This window comes from Pseudomonas sp. MD330_10, assembly GCF_042610415.1.
GTDB classification, from domain to species: domain Bacteria; phylum Pseudomonadota; class Gammaproteobacteria; order Pseudomonadales; family Pseudomonadaceae; genus Aquipseudomonas; species Aquipseudomonas rhodesiae.
In genome coordinates this window covers 351,820-370,819 of sequence record NZ_JBHGZU010000004.1, presented here as the reverse complement: position 1 = coordinate 370,819, position 19,000 = coordinate 351,820, and the positions used below count along the sequence as shown (strand labels likewise).

At 60.1% G+C, this 19,000-nt stretch carries 17 protein-coding genes; 14 read left to right on the top strand and 3 right to left on the bottom strand.

Going from position 1 to position 19,000, the window contains the following annotated elements:
• The first annotated feature begins 134 nt into the window (after positions 1-134).
• The gene (gene bfr, locus ACFZPT_RS09115; RefSeq protein WP_034096133.1) at positions 135-605 is read left to right on the top strand and encodes a bacterioferritin; all 471 of its coding nucleotides are present in this window, start codon (positions 135-137) and stop codon (positions 603-605) included.
• 69 nt (positions 606-674) lie between these two features.
• On the opposite strand, the gene grxD is transcribed toward bfr, so the two are convergent.
• The gene (gene grxD / locus ACFZPT_RS09110) at positions 675-1,013 is read right to left on the bottom strand and encodes a Grx4 family monothiol glutaredoxin (RefSeq protein WP_065906770.1); all 339 of its coding nucleotides are present in this window, start codon (positions 1,011-1,013) and stop codon (positions 675-677) included.
• Positions 1,014-1,099: 86 nt separating this feature from the next.
• On the bottom strand, positions 1,100-3,208 hold the full coding sequence (locus tag ACFZPT_RS09105; protein ID WP_099312742.1) for a molybdopterin oxidoreductase family protein: 2,109 nt from the start codon (positions 3,206-3,208) through the stop codon (positions 1,100-1,102).
• A 433-nt stretch (positions 3,209-3,641) separates the two neighbouring features.
• Here ACFZPT_RS09105 and argF point away from each other — a divergent pair, with 433 nt between their 5' ends.
• Together argF and ACFZPT_RS09095 are read left to right on the top strand one after the other, a co-directional pair.
• Entirely contained in the window at positions 3,642-4,562 is a 921-nt protein-coding gene (argF, locus tag ACFZPT_RS09100) for an ornithine carbamoyltransferase (protein WP_034111959.1), read from the top strand.
• Positions 4,559-5,668, top strand: a complete 1,110-nt coding sequence (locus ACFZPT_RS09095; protein ID WP_034096129.1) for an ABC transporter ATP-binding protein — start codon at positions 4,559-4,561, stop codon at positions 5,666-5,668. The genes argF and ACFZPT_RS09095 overlap by 4 nt, the downstream gene beginning before the upstream one ends.
• A gap of 56 nt (positions 5,669-5,724) precedes the next feature.
• Here the strand turns inward: ACFZPT_RS09095 and ybaK are convergent, their stop codons facing one another.
• Complete coding sequence (ybaK, locus tag ACFZPT_RS09090) at positions 5,725-6,195, bottom strand: Cys-tRNA(Pro) deacylase (protein ID WP_099312745.1); 471 nt, start codon at positions 6,193-6,195, stop codon at positions 5,725-5,727.
• Positions 6,196-6,520: 325 nt separating this feature from the next.
• On the opposite strand from ybaK, the gene ACFZPT_RS09085 reads away from it, so the two are divergent.
• The 11 genes from ACFZPT_RS09085 (at position 6,521) to ACFZPT_RS09035 (ending at position 18,965) form a co-directional block, all read left to right on the top strand.
• Positions 6,521-7,375 (top strand): MIP/aquaporin family protein, encoded by an 855-nt coding sequence (locus tag ACFZPT_RS09085; RefSeq protein ID WP_034111958.1) that lies wholly within the window; start codon positions 6,521-6,523, stop codon positions 7,373-7,375.
• A gap of 76 nt (positions 7,376-7,451) precedes the next feature.
• Positions 7,452-8,957, top strand: coding sequence for a glycerol kinase GlpK (gene glpK, locus ACFZPT_RS09080; protein ID WP_034096126.1), 1,506 nt, complete (start codon positions 7,452-7,454; stop codon positions 8,955-8,957).
• A gap of 83 nt (positions 8,958-9,040) precedes the next feature.
• A complete protein-coding gene (locus tag ACFZPT_RS09075; RefSeq protein ID WP_034096125.1) occupies positions 9,041-9,796 on the top strand; it encodes a DeoR/GlpR family transcriptional regulator in 756 nt (251 codons plus the stop codon).
• Positions 9,797-10,071: 275 nt separating this feature from the next.
• A complete protein-coding gene (gene glpD / locus ACFZPT_RS09070; protein ID WP_034111956.1) occupies positions 10,072-11,610 on the top strand; it encodes a glycerol-3-phosphate dehydrogenase in 1,539 nt (512 codons plus the stop codon).
• Positions 11,611-11,982: 372 nt separating this feature from the next.
• On the top strand, positions 11,983-12,909 hold the full coding sequence (locus ACFZPT_RS09065; protein WP_034137168.1) for a glutamate/aspartate ABC transporter substrate-binding protein: 927 nt from the start codon (positions 11,983-11,985) through the stop codon (positions 12,907-12,909).
• Positions 12,910-13,102: 193 nt separating this feature from the next.
• A complete protein-coding gene (locus ACFZPT_RS09060; protein ID WP_034096122.1) occupies positions 13,103-13,849 on the top strand; it encodes an amino acid ABC transporter permease in 747 nt (248 codons plus the stop codon).
• The gene (locus ACFZPT_RS09055; protein ID WP_034096121.1) at positions 13,849-14,520 is read left to right on the top strand and encodes an ABC transporter permease subunit; all 672 of its coding nucleotides are present in this window, start codon (positions 13,849-13,851) and stop codon (positions 14,518-14,520) included. The genes ACFZPT_RS09060 and ACFZPT_RS09055 overlap by 1 nt, the downstream gene beginning before the upstream one ends.
• On the top strand, positions 14,517-15,251 hold the full coding sequence (locus ACFZPT_RS09050; protein WP_034096120.1) for an amino acid ABC transporter ATP-binding protein: 735 nt from the start codon (positions 14,517-14,519) through the stop codon (positions 15,249-15,251). The genes ACFZPT_RS09055 and ACFZPT_RS09050 overlap by 4 nt, the downstream gene beginning before the upstream one ends.
• A gap of 140 nt (positions 15,252-15,391) precedes the next feature.
• Complete coding sequence (locus ACFZPT_RS09045; protein ID WP_034096119.1) at positions 15,392-17,293, top strand: sensor histidine kinase; 1,902 nt, start codon at positions 15,392-15,394, stop codon at positions 17,291-17,293.
• Positions 17,290-18,627, top strand: a complete 1,338-nt coding sequence (locus tag ACFZPT_RS09040; protein ID WP_034096118.1) for a sigma-54 dependent transcriptional regulator — start codon at positions 17,290-17,292, stop codon at positions 18,625-18,627. Before ACFZPT_RS09045 ends, ACFZPT_RS09040 begins: the two co-directional genes overlap by 4 nt.
• Positions 18,627-18,965 (top strand): GlpM family protein, encoded by a 339-nt coding sequence (locus ACFZPT_RS09035; RefSeq protein WP_034096117.1) that lies wholly within the window; start codon positions 18,627-18,629, stop codon positions 18,963-18,965. The genes ACFZPT_RS09040 and ACFZPT_RS09035 overlap by 1 nt, the downstream gene beginning before the upstream one ends.
• Positions 18,966-19,000: the final 35 nt, after the last annotated feature.

Here is a 19,000-nt window from a genome sequence, read left to right as displayed (position 1 = left end):
GTCAAGACGCGGAACACAAACATTCTTATTCCGATTAATTTTCATTTATTATTCAATAACTTAGGTTTGACACTACGGAGTTCGCCGCTCAAACTCCGCCCTATACACAGCTATTACAGGGCAGGACCCCAGTCATGAAAGGCGACATCTCAGTCATCCAGCAACTCAACAAAATCCTTGCCAATGAACTGGTCGCGATCAATCAGTACTTCCTGCATGCGCGCATGTACGACGATTGGGGCCTGGAAAAGCTCGGCAAACGTGAATACAAAGAATCTATCAAGGCCATGAAGGACGCGGATGCGCTGATCAAACGCATCCTGTTCCTGGAAGGCCTGCCAAACGTGCAGGACCTGGGCAAGCTGAACATCGGCGAGCACACCCAGGAAATGCTTGGCAGCGACCTGGGCTTTGAACGCAAGAGCCACAGCGACCTGAAGGCCGCCATCGCTCATTGCGAAACAAGCGCCGACTTCGGCAGCCGTGAACTGCTGGAAGATATCCTCGAAGATCAGGAAGAACATATCGACTGGCTGGAAACTCAACTGGGCCTGATCGACAAAGTCAGCCTTGAGAATTACCTGCAGTCGCAGATGGGCGAATAAACCCAACGCACACAGGCACAAAAAAGCCCCGCTCTCTCACGAGAAGCGGGGCTTTTTGTTACACGGCGATCAAGCGTCAGTTTTGGCTGCCGCGTTTGCCGCTGCTTCTTTGATCAGCGCTTGCAATGAGCCGTCGGCCGCCATCTCAACGATGATGTCGCTACCGCCGACCAACTCACCGGCCACCCACAGTTGTGGGAAGGTTGGCCAGTTGGCGTACTTGGGCAGGTTGGCACGAATTTCTGGGTTTTGCAGGATATCGACGTAAGCGAACTTCTCGCCGCACGCCATGATGGCCTGGGACGCCTTCGCGGAGAAACCGCATTGAGGAGCGTTCGGAGCACCCTTCATGTAAAGCAGAATAGTGTTGTTGGCAATCTGCTCTTTGATCGTTTCGATGATATCCATGGAACACCTCTGCAGGAACTTTGCGACTCACAGGTCGGCACGGTGGCGCATTGTAACGCAAAATTCCCGCAGGGTGCTCGAGCTCCTTACGCCGCGGCGACTTGCACGGGCACGCCATTCAAGGCCGCATTGCCGGACAACTCATCCAACTGCCGCTCGTCGGTCAGGTCATTGGCGCTGGCGCCAGGCTGTTCGCTGGCAATGCTCATCCGCACACCAGGGCGACCATGCCCCCAGCCATGGGGCAGGCTGACCACGCCGGGCATCATGTCCTGACTGGCGACCACCTCCACCTCGATCATGCCGATACGTGAGCTGACCCGTACCCGCTGGCCATCGCTTAGCTGGCGCTGAGCCAGATCGTCGGGGTGCATGTGCAACTGATGGCGCGGCTTGCCTTTCACCAGGCGGTGATAGTTGTGCATCCAGGAATTATTACTGCGCACATGCCGACGGCCGATCAACAACAGCTCATCGGCCATAGGTGCTGGCTGAGCCGCGAAGCGCGCCAGGTCGGCGAGGATCACCGCTGGAGCCGCCTGCACCTTGCCGTTCGCGGTCTTCAAGCGCTCGGCAAGGTTGGGCCGCAGCGGGCCCAGGTCCACGCCATGGGGATGATCGGCCAGCATCGCCAGAGACAACTTGTAGCTGGACGCATCGCCATAAGCCCCGGCACGCAGCCCGTAGTCGATCATCTGCGCCGGCGGCATGGTCGGCTTTAGGGCCGCGCCGGTCTTCGCCGCGAATGCCTGAGCCAAGCCCACGAAGATTTCCCAGTCATGCAACGCACCTTCGGGTTTGGGCAAGATCGCGCGATTGAACCGAGTGACATTGCGCACCGCGAACATATTGAAGGTGGTGTCGTAGTGATCGTTCTCCAGCGCCGATGTGGACGGCAGGATCAGGTCGGCGTAACGCGTGGTCTCGTTGATATACAGATCGACGCTGACCATGAACTCCAGACCATCCAGCGCCTGCTCCAATTGGCGACCGTTCGGCGTAGACAGCACCGGGTTACCAGCCACCGTCACCAGGGCGCGAATCTGGCCATCCCCTTCGGTCAGCATCTCCTCGGCCAGCGCCGATACCGGCAACTCGCCACCGTATTCCGGGCGCCCGGACACCCGGCTCTGCCAGCGGTTGAAATGGCCGCCTCCGGTCGATGCCACCAAATCCACCGCCGGCGACGTGCACAAGGCGCCGCCCATCCTGTCCAGGTTGCCCGTCACCAGGTTGATCAACTGCACCAGCCAATGGCACAAGGTACCGAACGCTTGGGTCGATACGCCCATGCGCCCGTAACAGACAGCCTTGTCCGCTGCGGCGAAATCCCGTGCCAACTGGCGAATCTGCGCGACCGGCACGGCACACTGGCGGCTCATCGCCTCGGCGGTGAAGCCGCTGACCGCACGGCGAACCTCGTCCAGCCCCTCAACCGGCAAATGGCTGACGCGAGTCAGGTTCTCGGTAAACAAGGTGTTGAGCACACCAAACAACAGGGCTGCATCGCCCCCAGGCCGTACGAACAGGTGCTGATCGGCAATTGCTGCGGTTTCGCTGCGCCGGGGGTCGACGACCACCACTTTGCCGCCACGGGCCTGGATCGCCTTGAGGCGCTTTTCCACATCCGGCACTGTCATGATGCTGCCGTTGGACGCCAGTGGATTGCCGCCCAGGATCAGCATGAAGTCGGTGTGATCGATATCCGGAATCGGCAGCAGCAGGCCGTGGCCGTACATCAGGTGACTGGTGAGGTGATGGGGCAATTGGTCCACGGACGTCGCGGAAAACCGGTTGCGCGTTTTGAGCTGGCCCAGGAAGTAGTTGCTATGGGTCATCAGCCCATAGTTATGCACGCTGGGATTGCCCTGATACACCGCCACCGCATTCTGCCCGTGCCGTGTCTGAATATCCGCGAGCCGCTCGGCCACCAGGGCGAATGCTTCCTCCCATGGGATCGGCTGCCATTCGCTGCCCACCCGCAGCATGGGTTGATGCAGGCGGTCGGGGTCGTTTTGAATATCCTGCAGCGCCACAGCTTTAGGGCAGATATGACCACGACTGAAGGTATCCTGCGGGTCGCCCTTGATCGAGGTGATCGCCAGGCGCCCGTCGTCGTTACGGGTGGTTTCCAGGGTCAGACCACAGATGGCTTCACATAGATGGCAGGCACGGTGGTGGAGAGTCTTGGTCATGGCCAGTCTCTTTATAGGGGCTTTGGGCTGACTATGGGCCGGGACCTCAATGGGCGCCAGCATCGTTCGCCCTGTGAATCGCCGGGCATCAGGCCGGGCCATGGCGAAGCATGAGCAAATGTTACAGAACCCCGCCCATACCGGCTGAAACCGACGCAGCCTGGCCCGAGCCCGCCTCCGCGCATTGCAAAAGGTTGCGAGGCCAGTGTACAAATGGGCCGCTGCTGTCAGGAAATTGTCTTCAAACGCGTCTCGGCGCCCTGCTTGAAAACCCCTAAAAACGTAGCCCTATTGGTAAGACGCGACATTTAATGTCAATATCGCGCCTTCCCCTATTTCGTCGCCCCCGTGCGGCTTTCGCCGCAGGTCTCGCCCGTTGTCACAATAAACAAGGCTTTGAGTATCTGCGGTCTGTTGCAAAAGGTAGTTAATGATGAGCGCAAGGCACTTTCTCTCCCTGATGGATTGCACGCCCGAAGAGCTGGTCAGCGTGCTCCGTCGAGGCATTGAGCTTAAAGACCTGCGTAACCGCGGTGTACTGTTCGAGCCTTTGAAAAACCGCGTACTCGGGATGATTTTCGAGAAATCATCCACGCGTACCCGCCTGTCCTTCGAAGCCGGCATGATTCAGCTGGGCGGCCAGGCCATCTTCCTGTCGCCGCGGGACACCCAACTGGGCCGTGGCGAGCCGATCAGCGATTGCGCCATCGTCATGTCGCGCATGCTCGACGCGGTGATGATCCGAACCTTCGCCCACAGCACCCTGACCGAATTCGCCGCCAACTCGCGCGTGCCGGTGATCAACGGCCTGTCCGATGACCTGCACCCCTGCCAGTTGTTGGCCGATATGCAAACCTTCCTTGAGCACCGCGGCTCGATCCAGGGCAAGACCGTGGCCTGGATCGGCGACGGCAACAATATGTGCAACAGCTATATAGAAGCGGCGATTCAATTCGACTTCCACCTGCGCATCGCCTGCCCGGAAGGCTACGAGCCTAACCCTGAGTTCCTGGCCAAGGCCGATGGCCGCGTGCAACTGCTGCGCGATCCAAAAGACGCCGTGGTTGGCGCGCACCTAGTGAGCACTGACGTGTGGACCTCCATGGGTCAGGAAGACGAAACCGCCAAGCGCCTGGCCTTGTTCGCGCCCTACCAGGTCAACCGCGACCTGCTCGACCTGGCCGCACCGGACGTGCTGTTCATGCACTGCTTGCCTGCGCACCGTGGCGAAGAAATCAGCCTCGACCTACTCGACGACCCGCGTTCGGTCGCCTGGGATCAGGCCGAAAATCGCTTGCACGCACAGAAGGCCCTGCTCGAATTTCTGGTCGAGCCGGCGTACCACCACGCATGAGCCATTCATTACTGCTGAACCTGCGCAACCTGGCTTGCGGCTATCAGGACCAACGCGTGGTGCAGAACCTCAATCTGCACCTCAATGCCGGTGATATCGGCTGCCTGTTGGGCTCCTCGGGCTGCGGCAAAACCACAACCCTGCGCGCGATCGCCGGGTTTGAGCCGGTGTACGAAGGCGAGATTAGTCTGGCAGGCGAAGTCATCTCCAGCGCCGGTTTCACCCTGGCGCCGGAGAAACGTCGCATCGGTATGGTGTTCCAGGACTACGCGCTGTTTCCCCATCTGAGCGTGGCCGACAACATCGCCTTTGGCATTCGCAAGCACCCGCAAAAAGAGCGTGTGGTGGCCGAGCTGTTGGAACTGGTCAACCTGAAAAACCTGGGCAAGCGCTTTCCCCATGAGCTGTCCGGCGGCCAGCAACAACGTGTGGCACTGGCCCGCGCCCTTGCGCCGGAACCGCAATTGCTGCTGCTGGACGAACCCTTCTCTAACCTGGATGGCGAATTGCGCCGCAAGCTCAGTCATGAGGTGCGCGACATCCTCAAGGCGCGCGGTACCAGTGCGATCCTGGTCACCCATGACCAGGAAGAAGCCTTCGCGGTGAGCGATCAGGTGGGCGTGTTCAAAGAAGGCCGGCTGGAGCAATGGGACACGCCCTACAACCTCTATCACGAACCGCAGACGCCTTATGTGGCCAGCTTTATCGGCCAGGGCTACTTCATTCGTGGGCAGTTGAGCTCACCGGAGTCGGTCAGCACCGAGCTGGGCGATCTGCGCGGCAACCGTGCCTATACCTGGCCTACGGGCGGTGCGGTGGATGTATTGCTGCGCCCGGACGATATCGTCTATGCGCCCGACAGCGCGTTGAAGGCAAGGATTGTCGGCAAGACCTTCCTCGGCGCGTCCACCCTGTACCGCCTGCAACTGCCGACCGGCGCACAGCTGGAGTCGATTTTTCCCAGCCATGCCGACCACCTGGTGGGCGCGGAGGTTGGCATTCGTGTCGCCGCTGAACACTTGGTACTGTTCCAAGCGTCAGGCAGCGTTGCGGCGCAAATTCCCCAGCTCGAATCCGGCGTACGGCGCTACAGCACTGCCAGCTGAGTCACGAAACGTGTGGGAGTGAGCCGCCTCCCACACGGCATCTTCAGCAATCTGGATTATGCCCGGCCAATTTCGGCAAATTTGGCTTGGGTATGCTCCGCCAGCACTGCCGCCGGCAACTCCACTTCCAACCCTCTCCTGCCTGCGCTGACAAAAATCGTCGCGAAGGGCTGTGCCGTCACATCAATAAACGTGCGCAAGCGCTTCTTCTGCCCCAGCGGGCTGATGCCGCCCAGCAAGTAACCGGTTGAACGCTGCGCGGCCGCCGGATCGGCCATTTCGACTTTCTTGACCCCCGCCGCATGAGCCAGGGCCTTCAAATCCAGACTTCCGACGACCGGTACTACGGCCACCAGTAATTCGCCCTTCTCGCTGCTCGCCAGCAAGGTCTTGAACACCTGCGCCGGGTCGAGGCGCAATTTCTCTGCGGCCTCCAGCCCATAGGAGGCGGCCTTAGGGTCGTGTTCATAACTATGAATACGATGTTCGGCGCGAACTTTCTTCAAAAGATCCAGTGCAGGGGTCATGGATACTCCAAGCGTGGCAAACAGATGGCCAATTCTAGGCCAACCCAGCACGAAACGCTCTAGTGCGCCCACTGCCGTGACACGCATCGGGCGTAGGTGACGTGATCATTCATCAGACCAATAGTTGGAAAGTGACTGACAGTTCACTTTCGACCTTTGACAGCGGTCATTCTTGTCTATATTTTTTCGTTTCCGAATACAGTGGGAAATAATCCTACGCATTCGAGCAGTAAGCCGTAACGGAGATGGGGATCCCCGCCGCGGTGAAAATCGCGCAAGGCCGTTGAGGTCTAGCGCCAGACAAGAAAAACAATTGAGGTTTTCCATGACAACTGCTCTTCAACAGCCTTCACTTTCAAGCCAATGCATGGCCGAGTTTCTGGGCACTGCGCTCCTGATCTTCTTCGGTACCGGCTGTGTCGCTGCGCTCAAGGTCGCGGGTGCCAGTTTTGGCTTGTGGGAAATCAGCATCATCTGGGGGGTCGGCGTGAGCATGGCGATCTACCTGAGCGCCGGGATTTCCGGGGCCCACTTGAACCCGGCGGTGAGTATCGCGCTGTGCCTGTTCGCCGACTTCGACAAGCGCAAACTGCCTTTCTATATCCTCGCCCAGATCGCCGGCGCCTTTTGCTCGGCCGCCTTGGTCTACACCCTCTATAGCAATCTGTTTTTCGATTACGAACAAACCCACCATCTGGTGCGCGGCACTCAAGCCAGCCTTGAGCTGGCGTCGGTGTTCTCCACTTACCCCCATGCGCTGCTGAGCACCGCCCAAGCGTTCTTGGTGGAAATGGTCATTACCGCGATCCTGATGGGCGTGATCATGGCCCTGACCGATGACAACAACGGCCTGCCACGCGGCCCACTGGCGCCGCTGTTGATCGGTCTGCTGATCGCCGTGATCGGCAGCGCCATGGGCCCGCTGACGGGGTTTGCGATGAACCCCGCGCGGGATCTGGGGCCGAAGCTGATGACCTTTTTCGCCGGCTGGGGTGAAATGGCCCTTACCGGCGGCCGCGATATTCCTTATTTCCTGGTGCCGATTTTCGCGCCGATCGTGGGTGCGTGCCTTGGTGCTGCGGCGTATCGCGGCCTGATCGCCCGTCATCTGCCGAGCGCCGCACCTGCTGTAATTGAAACACCTGACACGGCTGTCAACGGCAATACCCGTATTTCCTGAAAGCGCCAGCCTGGCGCCCCTGCCCTTCGCGGCCCAGGCTGATTTCTGACTTCCTATTTCGTTTAAGGCAATCGACATGACCGACCTTCAGAATAAGAACTACATCATTGCCCTCGACCAGGGCACCACCAGTTCGCGGGCAATCATCTTCGATCGTGACGCCAACGTGGTCTGCACCGCCCAACGTGAGTTCGCCCAGCATTACCCGCAAGCGGGCTGGGTCGAACACGACCCGATGGAGATCTTCGCCACCCAGAGCGCGGTGATGGTCGAAGCGCTGGCCCAGGCCGGCCTGCACCATGACCAGGTAGCCGCCATCGGCATCACCAACCAGCGCGAAACCACCGTGGTGTGGGACAAAGTCACCGGCCGCCCGATCTACAACGCCATTGTTTGGCAGTGCCGCCGTAGCACCGAAATCTGCCAGCAGCTCAAGCGCGACGGTCACGAACAATACATCAGCGACACCACTGGCCTGGTCACCGACCCGTACTTCTCGGGCACCAAACTCAAGTGGATCCTCGACAACGTCGAAGGCAGCCGCGAGCGTGCGCGCAGCGGCGAGCTGCTGTTCGGTACCGTCGACAGCTGGCTGATCTGGAAATTTACAGGCGGCAAAACCCACGTCACCGACTACACCAACGCCTCGCGCACCATGCTCTTCAACATCCACACCCTGGAGTGGGATGCGAAGATGCTGGAGATCCTCGACATTCCGCGCGAGATGCTGCCGGAAGTGAAGTCCTCGTCGGAAATCTACGGCCGCACCAAAAGCGGTATCGCCATCGGCGGCATCGCCGGTGACCAGCAGGCCGCACTGTTCGGCCAGATGTGCGTGGAAGCCGGCCAGGCCAAGAACACCTACGGCACCGGCTGCTTCCTGCTGATGAACACCGGCGACAAAGCCGTGAAATCCAAGCACGGCATGCTCACCACCATCGCCTGCGGCCCGCGCGGCGAAGTGGCCTACGCCCTGGAAGGCGCAGTATTCAACGGTGGTTCCACCGTGCAGTGGCTGCGTGACGAGCTGAAGATCATCAACGACGCCCATGACACCGAATACTTTGCCGGCAAGGTCAAGGACAGCAACGGCGTGTACCTGGTCCCTGCTTTCACCGGTCTGGGCGCACCGTACTGGGACCCCTACGCCCGTGGCGCGCTGTTCGGCCTGACCCGTGGCGTACGTGTGGATCACATTATTCGTGCAGCTCTGGAGTCGATTGCCTACCAGACCCGCGACGTGCTGGACGCCATGCAGCAGGATTCCGGCGAACGCCTCAAAGCCCTGCGCGTAGACGGCGGTGCGGTGGCCAACAACTTCCTGATGCAGTTCCAGGCCGACATCCTCGGTACTCAGGTGGAGCGCCCGCAAATGCGTGAAACCACAGCGCTGGGCGCGGCGTACCTGGCCGGCTTGGCCTGCGGTTTCTGGGGCAGCCTGGACGAATTGCGCGGCAAAGCGGTGATCGAGCGCGAATTCGAACCTCAATTGGACGAAAAGGAAAAAGAAAAACTCTACGCCGGCTGGCAAAAAGCAGTCAGCCGCACCCGAGACTGGGAGCCCCACGAAGGCGCCGAATAAGCCAACCTCGGGTTGTAACTGGTAGGGAGCAGATTCCTGCGTCATCATGGGCCACTTTTGTATGGCAGCCCAAAGGACGCCCCATGAATCTGCCTCCCCGCCAGCAACAAATTCTCGAACTGGTCCGCGAACGCGGCTACGTCAGTATCGAGGAAATGGCGCAGTTGTTCGTTGTCACCCCGCAAACCATCCGCCGCGATATCAACCAGTTGGCGGACGCTAATCTGCTGCGTCGCTACCATGGCGGCGCAGCCTATGACTCCAGCGTCGAAAACACCGCGTACGCCATGCGTGCCGACCAGATGCGCGACGAAAAACAACGCATCGGCGAAGCCATCGCCGCCCAGATCCCCGATCACGCCTCGCTGTTCATCAATATCGGTACCACCACCGAATCCATCGCCCGTGCGCTACTGAACCACAGCCACCTGAAAATCATCACCAACAACCTCAACGTCGCCGCCATGCTCAGCGCCAAGGACGACTTCGACGTGCTGCTCACCGGCGGCAATGTGCGACGCGACGGCGGCGTGGTGGGCCAGGCCAGCGTCGACTTTATCAATCAGTTCAAAGTCGACTTCGCACTGGTGGGTATCAGCGGCATCGACGAGGACGGCAGCCTGCTGGATTTCGATTACCAGGAAGTGCGCGTGTCTCAGGCGATCATCGCCAATGCCCGGCAAGTAATTCTGGCGGCGGACTCCAGCAAATTCGGGCGCAATGCCATGATTCGGTTGGGGCCGATCAGTCTGGTGGATTGCCTGGTGACTGACCAAGAGCCGGTGCCGGCGTTGGTGCAGTTGCTGAATCAGCATAAGGTTCGGCTGGAAGTCGTGTAGGGCCTTTACTGATGCTATCGGGGGCAAGCCCCTCCCACACTTTGATGTGTATAACCATTCAAATGTGGGAGGGGGCTTGCCCCCGATAGCTATCAATACTCGCTGAAACATCTCGAGCCTTAGACGGGCCAATGTTCACAATTTTTCCTTTTCCTGCCCTTCGATGAGTTTTTTCAATCGAAGTCGGGTGGCTGTGCCCGCGTTTATCGGCTACCATTTTCGCAAATGAACATTAATGTTCGAATTCCAATACGAAAAAATCGCGAGGCCAGCCGATGAACCCTTCTACCTTGCCTGCTCCACCGCTTGCTGAAGTCTATGACGTTGCCGTTATCGGCGGCGGGATCAATGGCGTCGGCATTGCAGCAGATGCAGCCGGTCGTGGGCTGTCGGTATTCCTTTGCGAAAAGGATGACCTGGCCAGCCACACCTCTTCCGCCAGCAGCAAGCTGATCCACGGCGGTTTGCGCTATCTCGAACATTACGAATTCCGTCTGGTGCGCGAAGCCCTGGCCGAACGGGAAGTGCTGCTGGCCAAGGCGCCGCACATCGTCAAGCAAATGCGTTTTGTCCTGCCGCACCGCCCGCACCTGCGTCCGGCGTGGATGATTCGTGCTGGGCTGTTCCTCTATGACAACCTGGGCAAGCGCGAAAAACTCGCGGGTTCCAAGAGCCTCAAGTTTGGCCCGGACAGCCCACTGAAAAGCGAAATCACCAAAGGGTTCGAGTATTCCGACTGCTGGGTCGACGACGCCCGCCTGGTGGTGCTCAACGCCATGGCCGCCCGCGAAAAGGGCGCCCATATCCACACCCAGACCCGGTGCGTCAGCGCCCATCGCAGCAAGGGTCTGTGGGAAATGAACATGGAACGTGCCGACGGCAGCCTGTTTTCGATTCGCGCTCGTGCGTTGGTGAATGCCGCCGGCCCATGGGTGGCCAAATTCATCAAGGATGACCTGAAACTGGATTCGCCCTACGGCATCCGCCTGATCCAGGGCAGCCACCTGATCGTGCCGAAATTGTATGAAGGCGCCCACGCGCACATTTTGCAGAACGAAGACCAGCGCATCGTCTTCACGATTCCGTACCTGAATCATCTAACTATCATCGGCACCACCGACCGCGAATACACCGGTGACCCGGCGAAAGTGGCGATCACCGAGGGCGAAACCGACTACATGCTCAAGGTGGTCAATGCCCACTTCAAGAAGCAACTGAGCCGCGATGACATCGTGCACACCTACTCCGGCGTACGCCCGTTGTGCAACGACGAGTCGGACAACCCATCGGCGATCACCCGCGACTACACCCTGGCACTGTCCGGGAGTACGGGCGAGGCACCAATCCTGTCGGTGTTCGGTGGCAAGTTGACCACCTATCGCAAGCTCGCCGAATCGGCCATGGCCCAACTGGCGCCGTACTTCACGCAGATGCGTCCTAGCTGGACCGCCACGGCCAGCCTGCCGGGTGGTGAGGACATGAGCACGCCCGAAGCGCTGGCCGAGGCGATTCGCGCCAAGTTCGATTGGGTTCCGAGCGAGATCGCACGCCGCTGGTCCACAACCTACGGCAGCCGCACTTGGCGCCTGCTGGAGGGCGTGCAAACCCTGGCTGACCTGGGCGAGCATTTGGGCGGTGGCCTGTACACCCGCGAGGTCGACTATCTGTGCACAGAAGAATGGGCCACCCAGGCTCAGGACATCCTATGGCGCCGCACCAAGCTGGGCCTGTTTACCACTGAGCAAGAGCAGGACAACGTCCAGCGCTACCTGTCCAAGGTTGAGCAGAACCGCAGTAAGTTCCAAGCGGCCTGACCTGCCGCCGCATGGTCTTGAGCCTGCGAGTAACAACCTGAGAGCGCCGCGTTTATTCTGAATAAACGCGGCGCTTTTGCGTTTGTCCCGTACACACTTACGCCGATCGACCAACCAACGGCCATTCGGTTTTCCGAACACGACTTCCCACGCTATTCGGTTTGCCGGATCAAAAGACCGGCGAAATCCCGTAACACAAACTTAATCACCTTTTAAATCATACAGTTAACCTTTTATTTCAAGCCTGGCACGACTCATGCTCTACACTCTTGGACGATTGCCGAGACGCCTCAGGAGCCGTCACGGACATTCGCTGTACAAGAGAGCCGTTTAGCCGGCTTCATAAAAAAAACAAATGTCGAGGAAGTATTGATGCGCATCGTTCCCCATATTTTGGGCGCAGCTATCGCTGCTGCTCTGATCAGCACTCCAGTCTTTGCCGCCGAACTCACCGGCACGCTGAAGAAAATCAACGACTCCGGCACCATCACCCTCGGGCACCGCGACAGCTCCATTCCGTTCTCCTACATCGCGGATGGCTCGGGCAAACCTGTGGGTTACTCCCACGACATTCAGCTGGCCATCGTTGAAGCCCTGAAAAAAGACCTGAACAAGCCCGATCTGCAGACCCGTTACAACCTGGTGACCTCGCAGACCCGTATTCCGCTGGTTCAGAACGGCACCGTCGACATCGAGTGCGGTTCCACCACCAACAACGCCGAACGCGCCCAGCAAGTCGCTTTCACCACCAACATCTTCGAAATCGGCACCCGTCTGCTGGTCAAGAAAGACAAAGATGGCAAGCCAAGCTATGCCGACTTTGCCGACCTTAAAGGCAAGAACGTCGTGACCACCGCCGGCACCACGTCCGAGCGCATCATCAAGTCGATGAACGCCGACAAGCAGATGGGCATGAACATCATCTCCGCCAAAGACCACGGCGAATCCTTCCAGATGCTTGAAGGCGGCCGCGCCGTAGCGTTCATGATGGATGACGCCCTGCTGGCCGGTGAGGAAGCCAAGGCCAAGAAGCCGGATGACTGGGTAATCACCGGTACTCCGCAGTCTTTCGAAGCCTACGCCTGCATGGTCCGCAAAGACGACCCAGCGTTCAAGAAAGCCGTGGATGACGCCATCATCGGTCTGTACAAGTCCGGCGAGATCAACAAGATCTACGCCAAGTGGTTCGAAAGCCCGGTTCCACCTAAAGGCCTGAACCTCAACTTCCCGATGAGCGACAAGGTCAAGGAACTGATCCAGAACCCGACCGATAAGCCGGCTCCGGAAGTAAAGATCTAAAAGCTGACTAACCTTATCTCCTGAGGGAGCCAACCCTCCCTCAGGCGTCTGTTACTACCTGCTGGTTTTAACTTGGAACACTCGACCTGGCGGTTTTCGAGCCGATCGCGTGTGCCTGGCGTTCAACGTCAGGCGGGAATGGATTTTCCCCAAGCGGGTGCTTGTACATCGATCGATTTCGGGGGAGACCCTAATGAATTACAACTGGGACTGGGGCGTGTTCTTCAAGTCCACCGGCGTGGGCAGCGAGACTTATCTCGACTGGTACATCGCCGGCTTGGGCTGGACCATCGCCATCGCCGTCGTGGCATGGATCATCGCCTTGCTGCTGGGCTCCATTCTGGGGGTCATGCGCACCGTGCCGAACCGGCTGGTATCCGGCATTGCGACCTGTTACGTGGAGCTGTTCCGTAACGTGCCGTTGCTGGTGCAGCTGTTTATCTGGTACTTCCTGGTGCCCGACCTGCTGCCGCAGAACCTGCAGGACTGGTACAAGCAGGACTTGAACCCGACCACCTCGGCCTACCTGAGCGTTGTCGTGTGCCTGGGCCTGTTCACCGCGGCCCGTGTCTGCGAACAAGTGCGCACCGGTATCCAGGCGCTGCCACGCGGCCAGGAAGCCGCCGCCCGCGCCATGGGCTTCAAGCTGCCGCAGATCTACTGGAACGTGCTGCTGCCCCAGGCCTACCGCATCATCATCCCGCCCCTCACCTCGGAATTCCTCAACGTCTTCAAGAACTCCTCCGTGGCGTCCTTGATCGGCCTGATGGAACTGCTGGCGCAAACCAAACAGACCGCCGAGTTCTCGGCCAACCTGTTCGAAGCCTTCACCCTGGCCACGCTGATCTACTTCACCCTGAACATGAGCCTGATGCTGCTGATGCGCCTGGTCGAGAAGAAAGTCGCAGTGCCCGGCCTGATCTCCGTGGGGGGTAAATAATGGAACTCGATTTCAGCGGTATCATCCCCGCCATGCCCGGCCTGTGGAACGGCATGATCATGACCTTGAAGCTGATGGTCATGGGCGTGATCGGCGGTATCGCCCTGGGCACGATTCTCGCGCTGATGCGCCTGTCGTCCAGCAAACTGCTGTCGCGTCTGGCCGGCGCCTATGTGAACTACTTCCGCTCGATCCCCCTGCTGCTGGTGATCACCTGGTTCTACCTGGCGGTGCCGTTCGTGCTGCGCTGGATCACCGGCGAAGACACCCCAATCGGTGCGTTCACCTCCTGCGTCGTGGCTTTCATGATGTTCGAAGCCGCGTACTTCTGTGAAATCGTGCGGGCCGGCGTGCAGTCGATCCCCAAGGGCCAGATGGCGGCAGCACAGGCCATGGGCATGACCTACGGCCAGACCATGCGCCTGATCATCCTGCCCCAGGCGTTCCGCAAGATGACCCCGTTGCTGCTGCAACAGTCGATCATCCTGTTCCAGGATACGTCGCTGGTCTACACCGTGGGCCTGGTGGACTTCCTCAACTCCGCCCGCTCCAACGGCGATATCATCGGCCGCTCCAATGAGTTCCTGATCTTCGCCGGTGTCGTCTACTTCATCATCAGCTTTTCCGCCTCGCTGCTGGTCAAGCGTCTGCAAAAAAGGTTTGCCGTATGATCTCTATCAAGAACATCAACAAGTGGTATGGCGACTTCCAGGTGCTGACCGATTGCAGCACCGAGGTTAAAAAAGGCGAAGTAATCGTGGTGTGCGGGCCCTCCGGCTCGGGCAAATCCACCCTGATCAAGTGCGTGAACGCGCTGGAACCGTTCCAGAAAGGCGACATCGTGGTCGACGGCACTTCCATCGCCGACCCGAAGACCAACCTGCCGAAACTGCGCTCGCGCGTGGGCATGGTGTTCCAGCACTTCGAGCTGTTCCCACACCTGACCATCACCGAAAACCTGACCATCGCGCAGATCAAGGTGCTTGGCCGCAGTAAGGAAGAAGCCACCAAGAAAGGCCTGCAATTGCTTGAGCGCGTCGGCCTGTCGGCACACGCCCACAAGCATCCTGGCCAGCTCTCCGGTGGTCAGCAGCAACGTGTGGCGATTGCCCGCGCCCTGGCCATGGACCCGATCGTCATGCTGTTCGACGAACCGACCTCGGCCCTGGACCCGGAAATGGTCAACGAAGTGTTGGATGTAATGGTGCAACTGGCTCAGGAAGGCATGACCATGATGTGCGTGACCCACGAAATGGGCTTCGCCCGTAAAGTGGCCGACCGCGTGATCTTCATGGATGCCGGCAAGATCATCGAAGACTGCCCGAAAGAAGAATTCTTCGGCGACATCAGCGCCCGCTCCGAGCGCGCGCAGCAGTTCCTCGAGAAAATCCTGCAGCACTAAGCAATTAAGCCCGAGCCAGTGTGGGAGGGGGCTTGCCCCCGATAGCTGTGTGTCAGTCGGTACATCTGTTACTGAGCCACCGTCATCGGGGGTAAGCCCCCTCCTACATGGCAAGCTCTGGTTGACCCAAGGCATCTGTGATGAAATGCGACCCCAACCAATTTCGCGCCGCACCGCCATCACTTGCCGTGAAACCTCGCCTGATTCGCCAGTTGTTCCTGCCGCCGTTGATCATCGCCCTGATGATCGGCCTGGGTTACATCGGCTTCTGGATCAGTGAGTACTATGGCATCCGCACCCTCAGCGACAACGGCGAACGCCAGTTGGAGCTGCATGCCCGTACCGTCGAGAGCGAGATCAGCAAATACACCTACCTGCCCAGCCTGCTGGAGCTGGAAACCAGTGTCTCCACGCTGCTGGCCGACCCGAATCAAGAAACCCGCAAAGCCGTCAACGATTACCTCGAAGGCCTGAACCGACGCAGCCGCAGCCGGGCCATCTACGTGATGGACACCACTGGCCGCGTACTCGCCACCAGTAACTGGCGCGATGCCGACAGTTACCAGGGGGAAGACCTGTCCTTCCGCGCATATTTCCAGAACGCCGTGCGCGGCCAGCCCGGTCGTTTCTACGGCATCGGCAGCACCAACGGCGAGCCTGGCTACTACCTGGCCCATGGCCTGGAGGAGCACGGCAAAATCATTGGCGTCGCCGTGGTCAAAGTGCGCCTCGAAGCCCTGGAAGAGCGCTGGCAGCGTGCGCGCCTCGAAGCGTTCGTGAGCGACGAGAACGGCATCATCATTCTCTCCAGCGACCCGGCCCGCCGCCTCAAGGCCGTGCGTCCACTGAGCGACGAGGTCAAAGAACGCCTCGCCCACAGCCTGCAATACTACTGGGCCACCTTGAACGAGCTGGAGCCCCTGGCACGCGAGCGTTTGAAGGAAGGAACGGAAAAACTGACCTTCCCGGCCAACAGTGAAGTGGTCAACGACGAGCACGAGGTCAGCTACCTGGCGCAATCGCGCCCGCTCAATGACACACCCTGGAGCTTCACCCTCCTCACCCCACTCAACGACCTGCGTCGCGCAGCGATCAATCAGGGCATCCTGGTGGCGGTCGCCTTCGGCCTGGTGGCATTCCTGCTGATTGCCTGGAACGAGCGACGCAAGGTCATCGCCACCCGCCTCGCCGCGCGGGAAGCCTTGCAGGAAGCCAACAGCCAACTGGAGCGGCGGATCGCCGAACGCACCGCCGACCTGCGCGCCAGCAACGAACGGCTCAAGGGCCAGATCCGCGAACGGCGCCAGGCCGAAGAAACCCTGCGCCGCGCCCAGGATGAACTGGTGCAGGCCGGTAAACTGGCGGCCATCGGCCAGATGTCCACCAGCATCGCCCATGAATTGAACCAGCCGTTGGCGGCGCTGCGCACCTTGTCCGGCAATACCGTGCGCTTCCTCGAACGCGGCGCGCTGGACACCGCCAGCACCAACCTCAAGACCATCAACGAACTGATCGACCGCATGGGCCGCATCACCGCCAGCCTGCGCTCGTTCGCCCGGCGTGGCGACGACCAGGGCCAAGCCAGCCTGGCCAAGGCTGTGGACGCCGCGCTCCAGGTGCTGAGCGCGCGTCTGGACAACCTGCCACTGACCTTGCACCGTGACTTTACCGACGCCCCATTGCAGATCGATCAAACGCGCCTGGAGCAGATCCTGGTCAACCTGATCGGCAACGCCCTGGATGCCATGCAGGCCCAGCCGGCGCCCGAACTGTGGCTGGAGGGCAGCAACGCCGAGGGCAAATACCGCTTGCAGGTGCGCGACAATGGCCACGGCATCGACCCCGAGGCGCGCAAACATTTGTTCGAACCGTTCTTTACCACCAAACCCGGCGAACAAGGCCTGGGCCTGGGGCTGACCCTGTCGGCCAGCCTGGCGGCGGCCACCGGCGGCAACCTCGCCGTGGAACACCCGCCCAGCGGTGGTACGGCCTTTGTCCTGAGCCTGCCATTGGCGGGCGCTCACCCCACTGAGTCGACATGAATACAGACCCCAATGACCTCACCGTCCTGATCGTCGAAGACGACCCCCATGTGCTGCTCGGTTGCCAGCAGGCCCTGGCGCTGGAAGACATCACCAGTGTGGGGGTGGCCAGCGCCGAGGAAGCCTTGAAGCGCGTCGGCGAGAACTTTGCCGGCATTGTCATCAGCGATATCCGCCTGCCGGGCATCGACGGCCTGGAGCTGCTCACCCGCCTCAAAGCCCTGGATAAAAGCCTGCCGGTGGTGCTCATCACGGGGCACGGCGATATTTCCATGGCCGTCGGGGCGATGCGCAACGGCGCCTATGACTTCATGGAAAAACCCTTCTCCCCCGAACGCCTGGTGGACGTCGCCCGGCGCGCCCTGGAGCAGCGCGGGCTGGCGCGGGAAGTCTGGGCGCTGCGCCGTCAACTGGCCGAACGCGACTCCCTGGAAGGCCGAATCATCGGGCGTTCGCCGGCCATGCAGAACCTGCGCGAATTGATCGCCAATGTCGCCGACACCTCAGCCAATGTGTTGATCGAAGGTGAGACCGGCACAGGCAAGGAACTGGTCGCCCGCTGCCTGCATGATTTCAGCCGGCGCCACGCCCACCAGTTCGTCGCCCTGAACTGCGGCGGCTTGCCGGAAAACCTGTTTGAAAGCGAGATTTTCGGCCACGAAGCCAACGCCTTCACTGGCGCCGGCAAGCGGCGTATCGGCAAGATCGAACACGCCCATGAAGGCACGCTGTTCCTCGACGAAGTGGAAAGCATGCCCATCAACCTGCAGATCAAACTGCTGCGGGTGTTGCAGGAACGCACCCTGGAACGCCTCGGCTCCAACCAGAGCGTGGCGGTGGATTGCCGAGTGATTGCCGCGACCAAATCCGACCTGGACGAGCTGAGCCGCGCCAGTCAGTTCCGCAGCGACCTGTATTACCGCCTCAACGTAGTCACCCTGGAGTTGCCGCCACTGCGCGAGCGCCGCGAAGACATCCTGCAATTGTTCGAGCATTTCCTGCAGCAGTCCTCCCTGCGTTTCGACCGCACCGCGCCGGAGCTGGATAACCAGACCCTATCCAGCTTGATGAGCCACGACTGGCCCGGCAACGTCCGCGAATTGCGCAACGTCGCCGAACGCTTCGCACTCGGCCTGCCCGCATTCAAAAAAAGCGGCGCCAGCAGCGGCGGCCAGGGGTTGGCCTTTACCGAGGCGGTGGAAGCCTTTGAGCGCAATTTGCTGATGGACGCCCTGCAACGCAGCGGCGGCAACCTGACCCAAGCCAGCCAGGAGCTGGGAATGGCCAAGACCACGCTGTTCGACAAAGTCAAAAAATATGGGTTGAGTCACTGATGGATCTGTTTCTGAAGGCCGCCCTGGGCGCGGCGGTGGTGCTGATACTCGCCGCGCTGGCCAAGACCAAGAACTACTACATCGCCGGGCTGGTGCCGCTGTTCCCGACCTTTGCGCTGATCGCCCACTACATCGTCGGCAAAGGCCGCTCGGTGGAAGACTTGAAGACCACCATCCTGTTCGGCATGTGGTCGATCATTCCGTACTTTGTGTACCTGGCTGCGTTGTATGTGATGGTCGACCGAATGCGCCTGGAGGCTTCTTTAGCCGTAGCGGCAGTAGCGTGGCTAATCGCCGCAACTGTGCTGGTAAGCGTCTGGGTACGCCTTCACACCTGACACACTGCGGTCAAACATGTGGGAGGGGGCTTGCC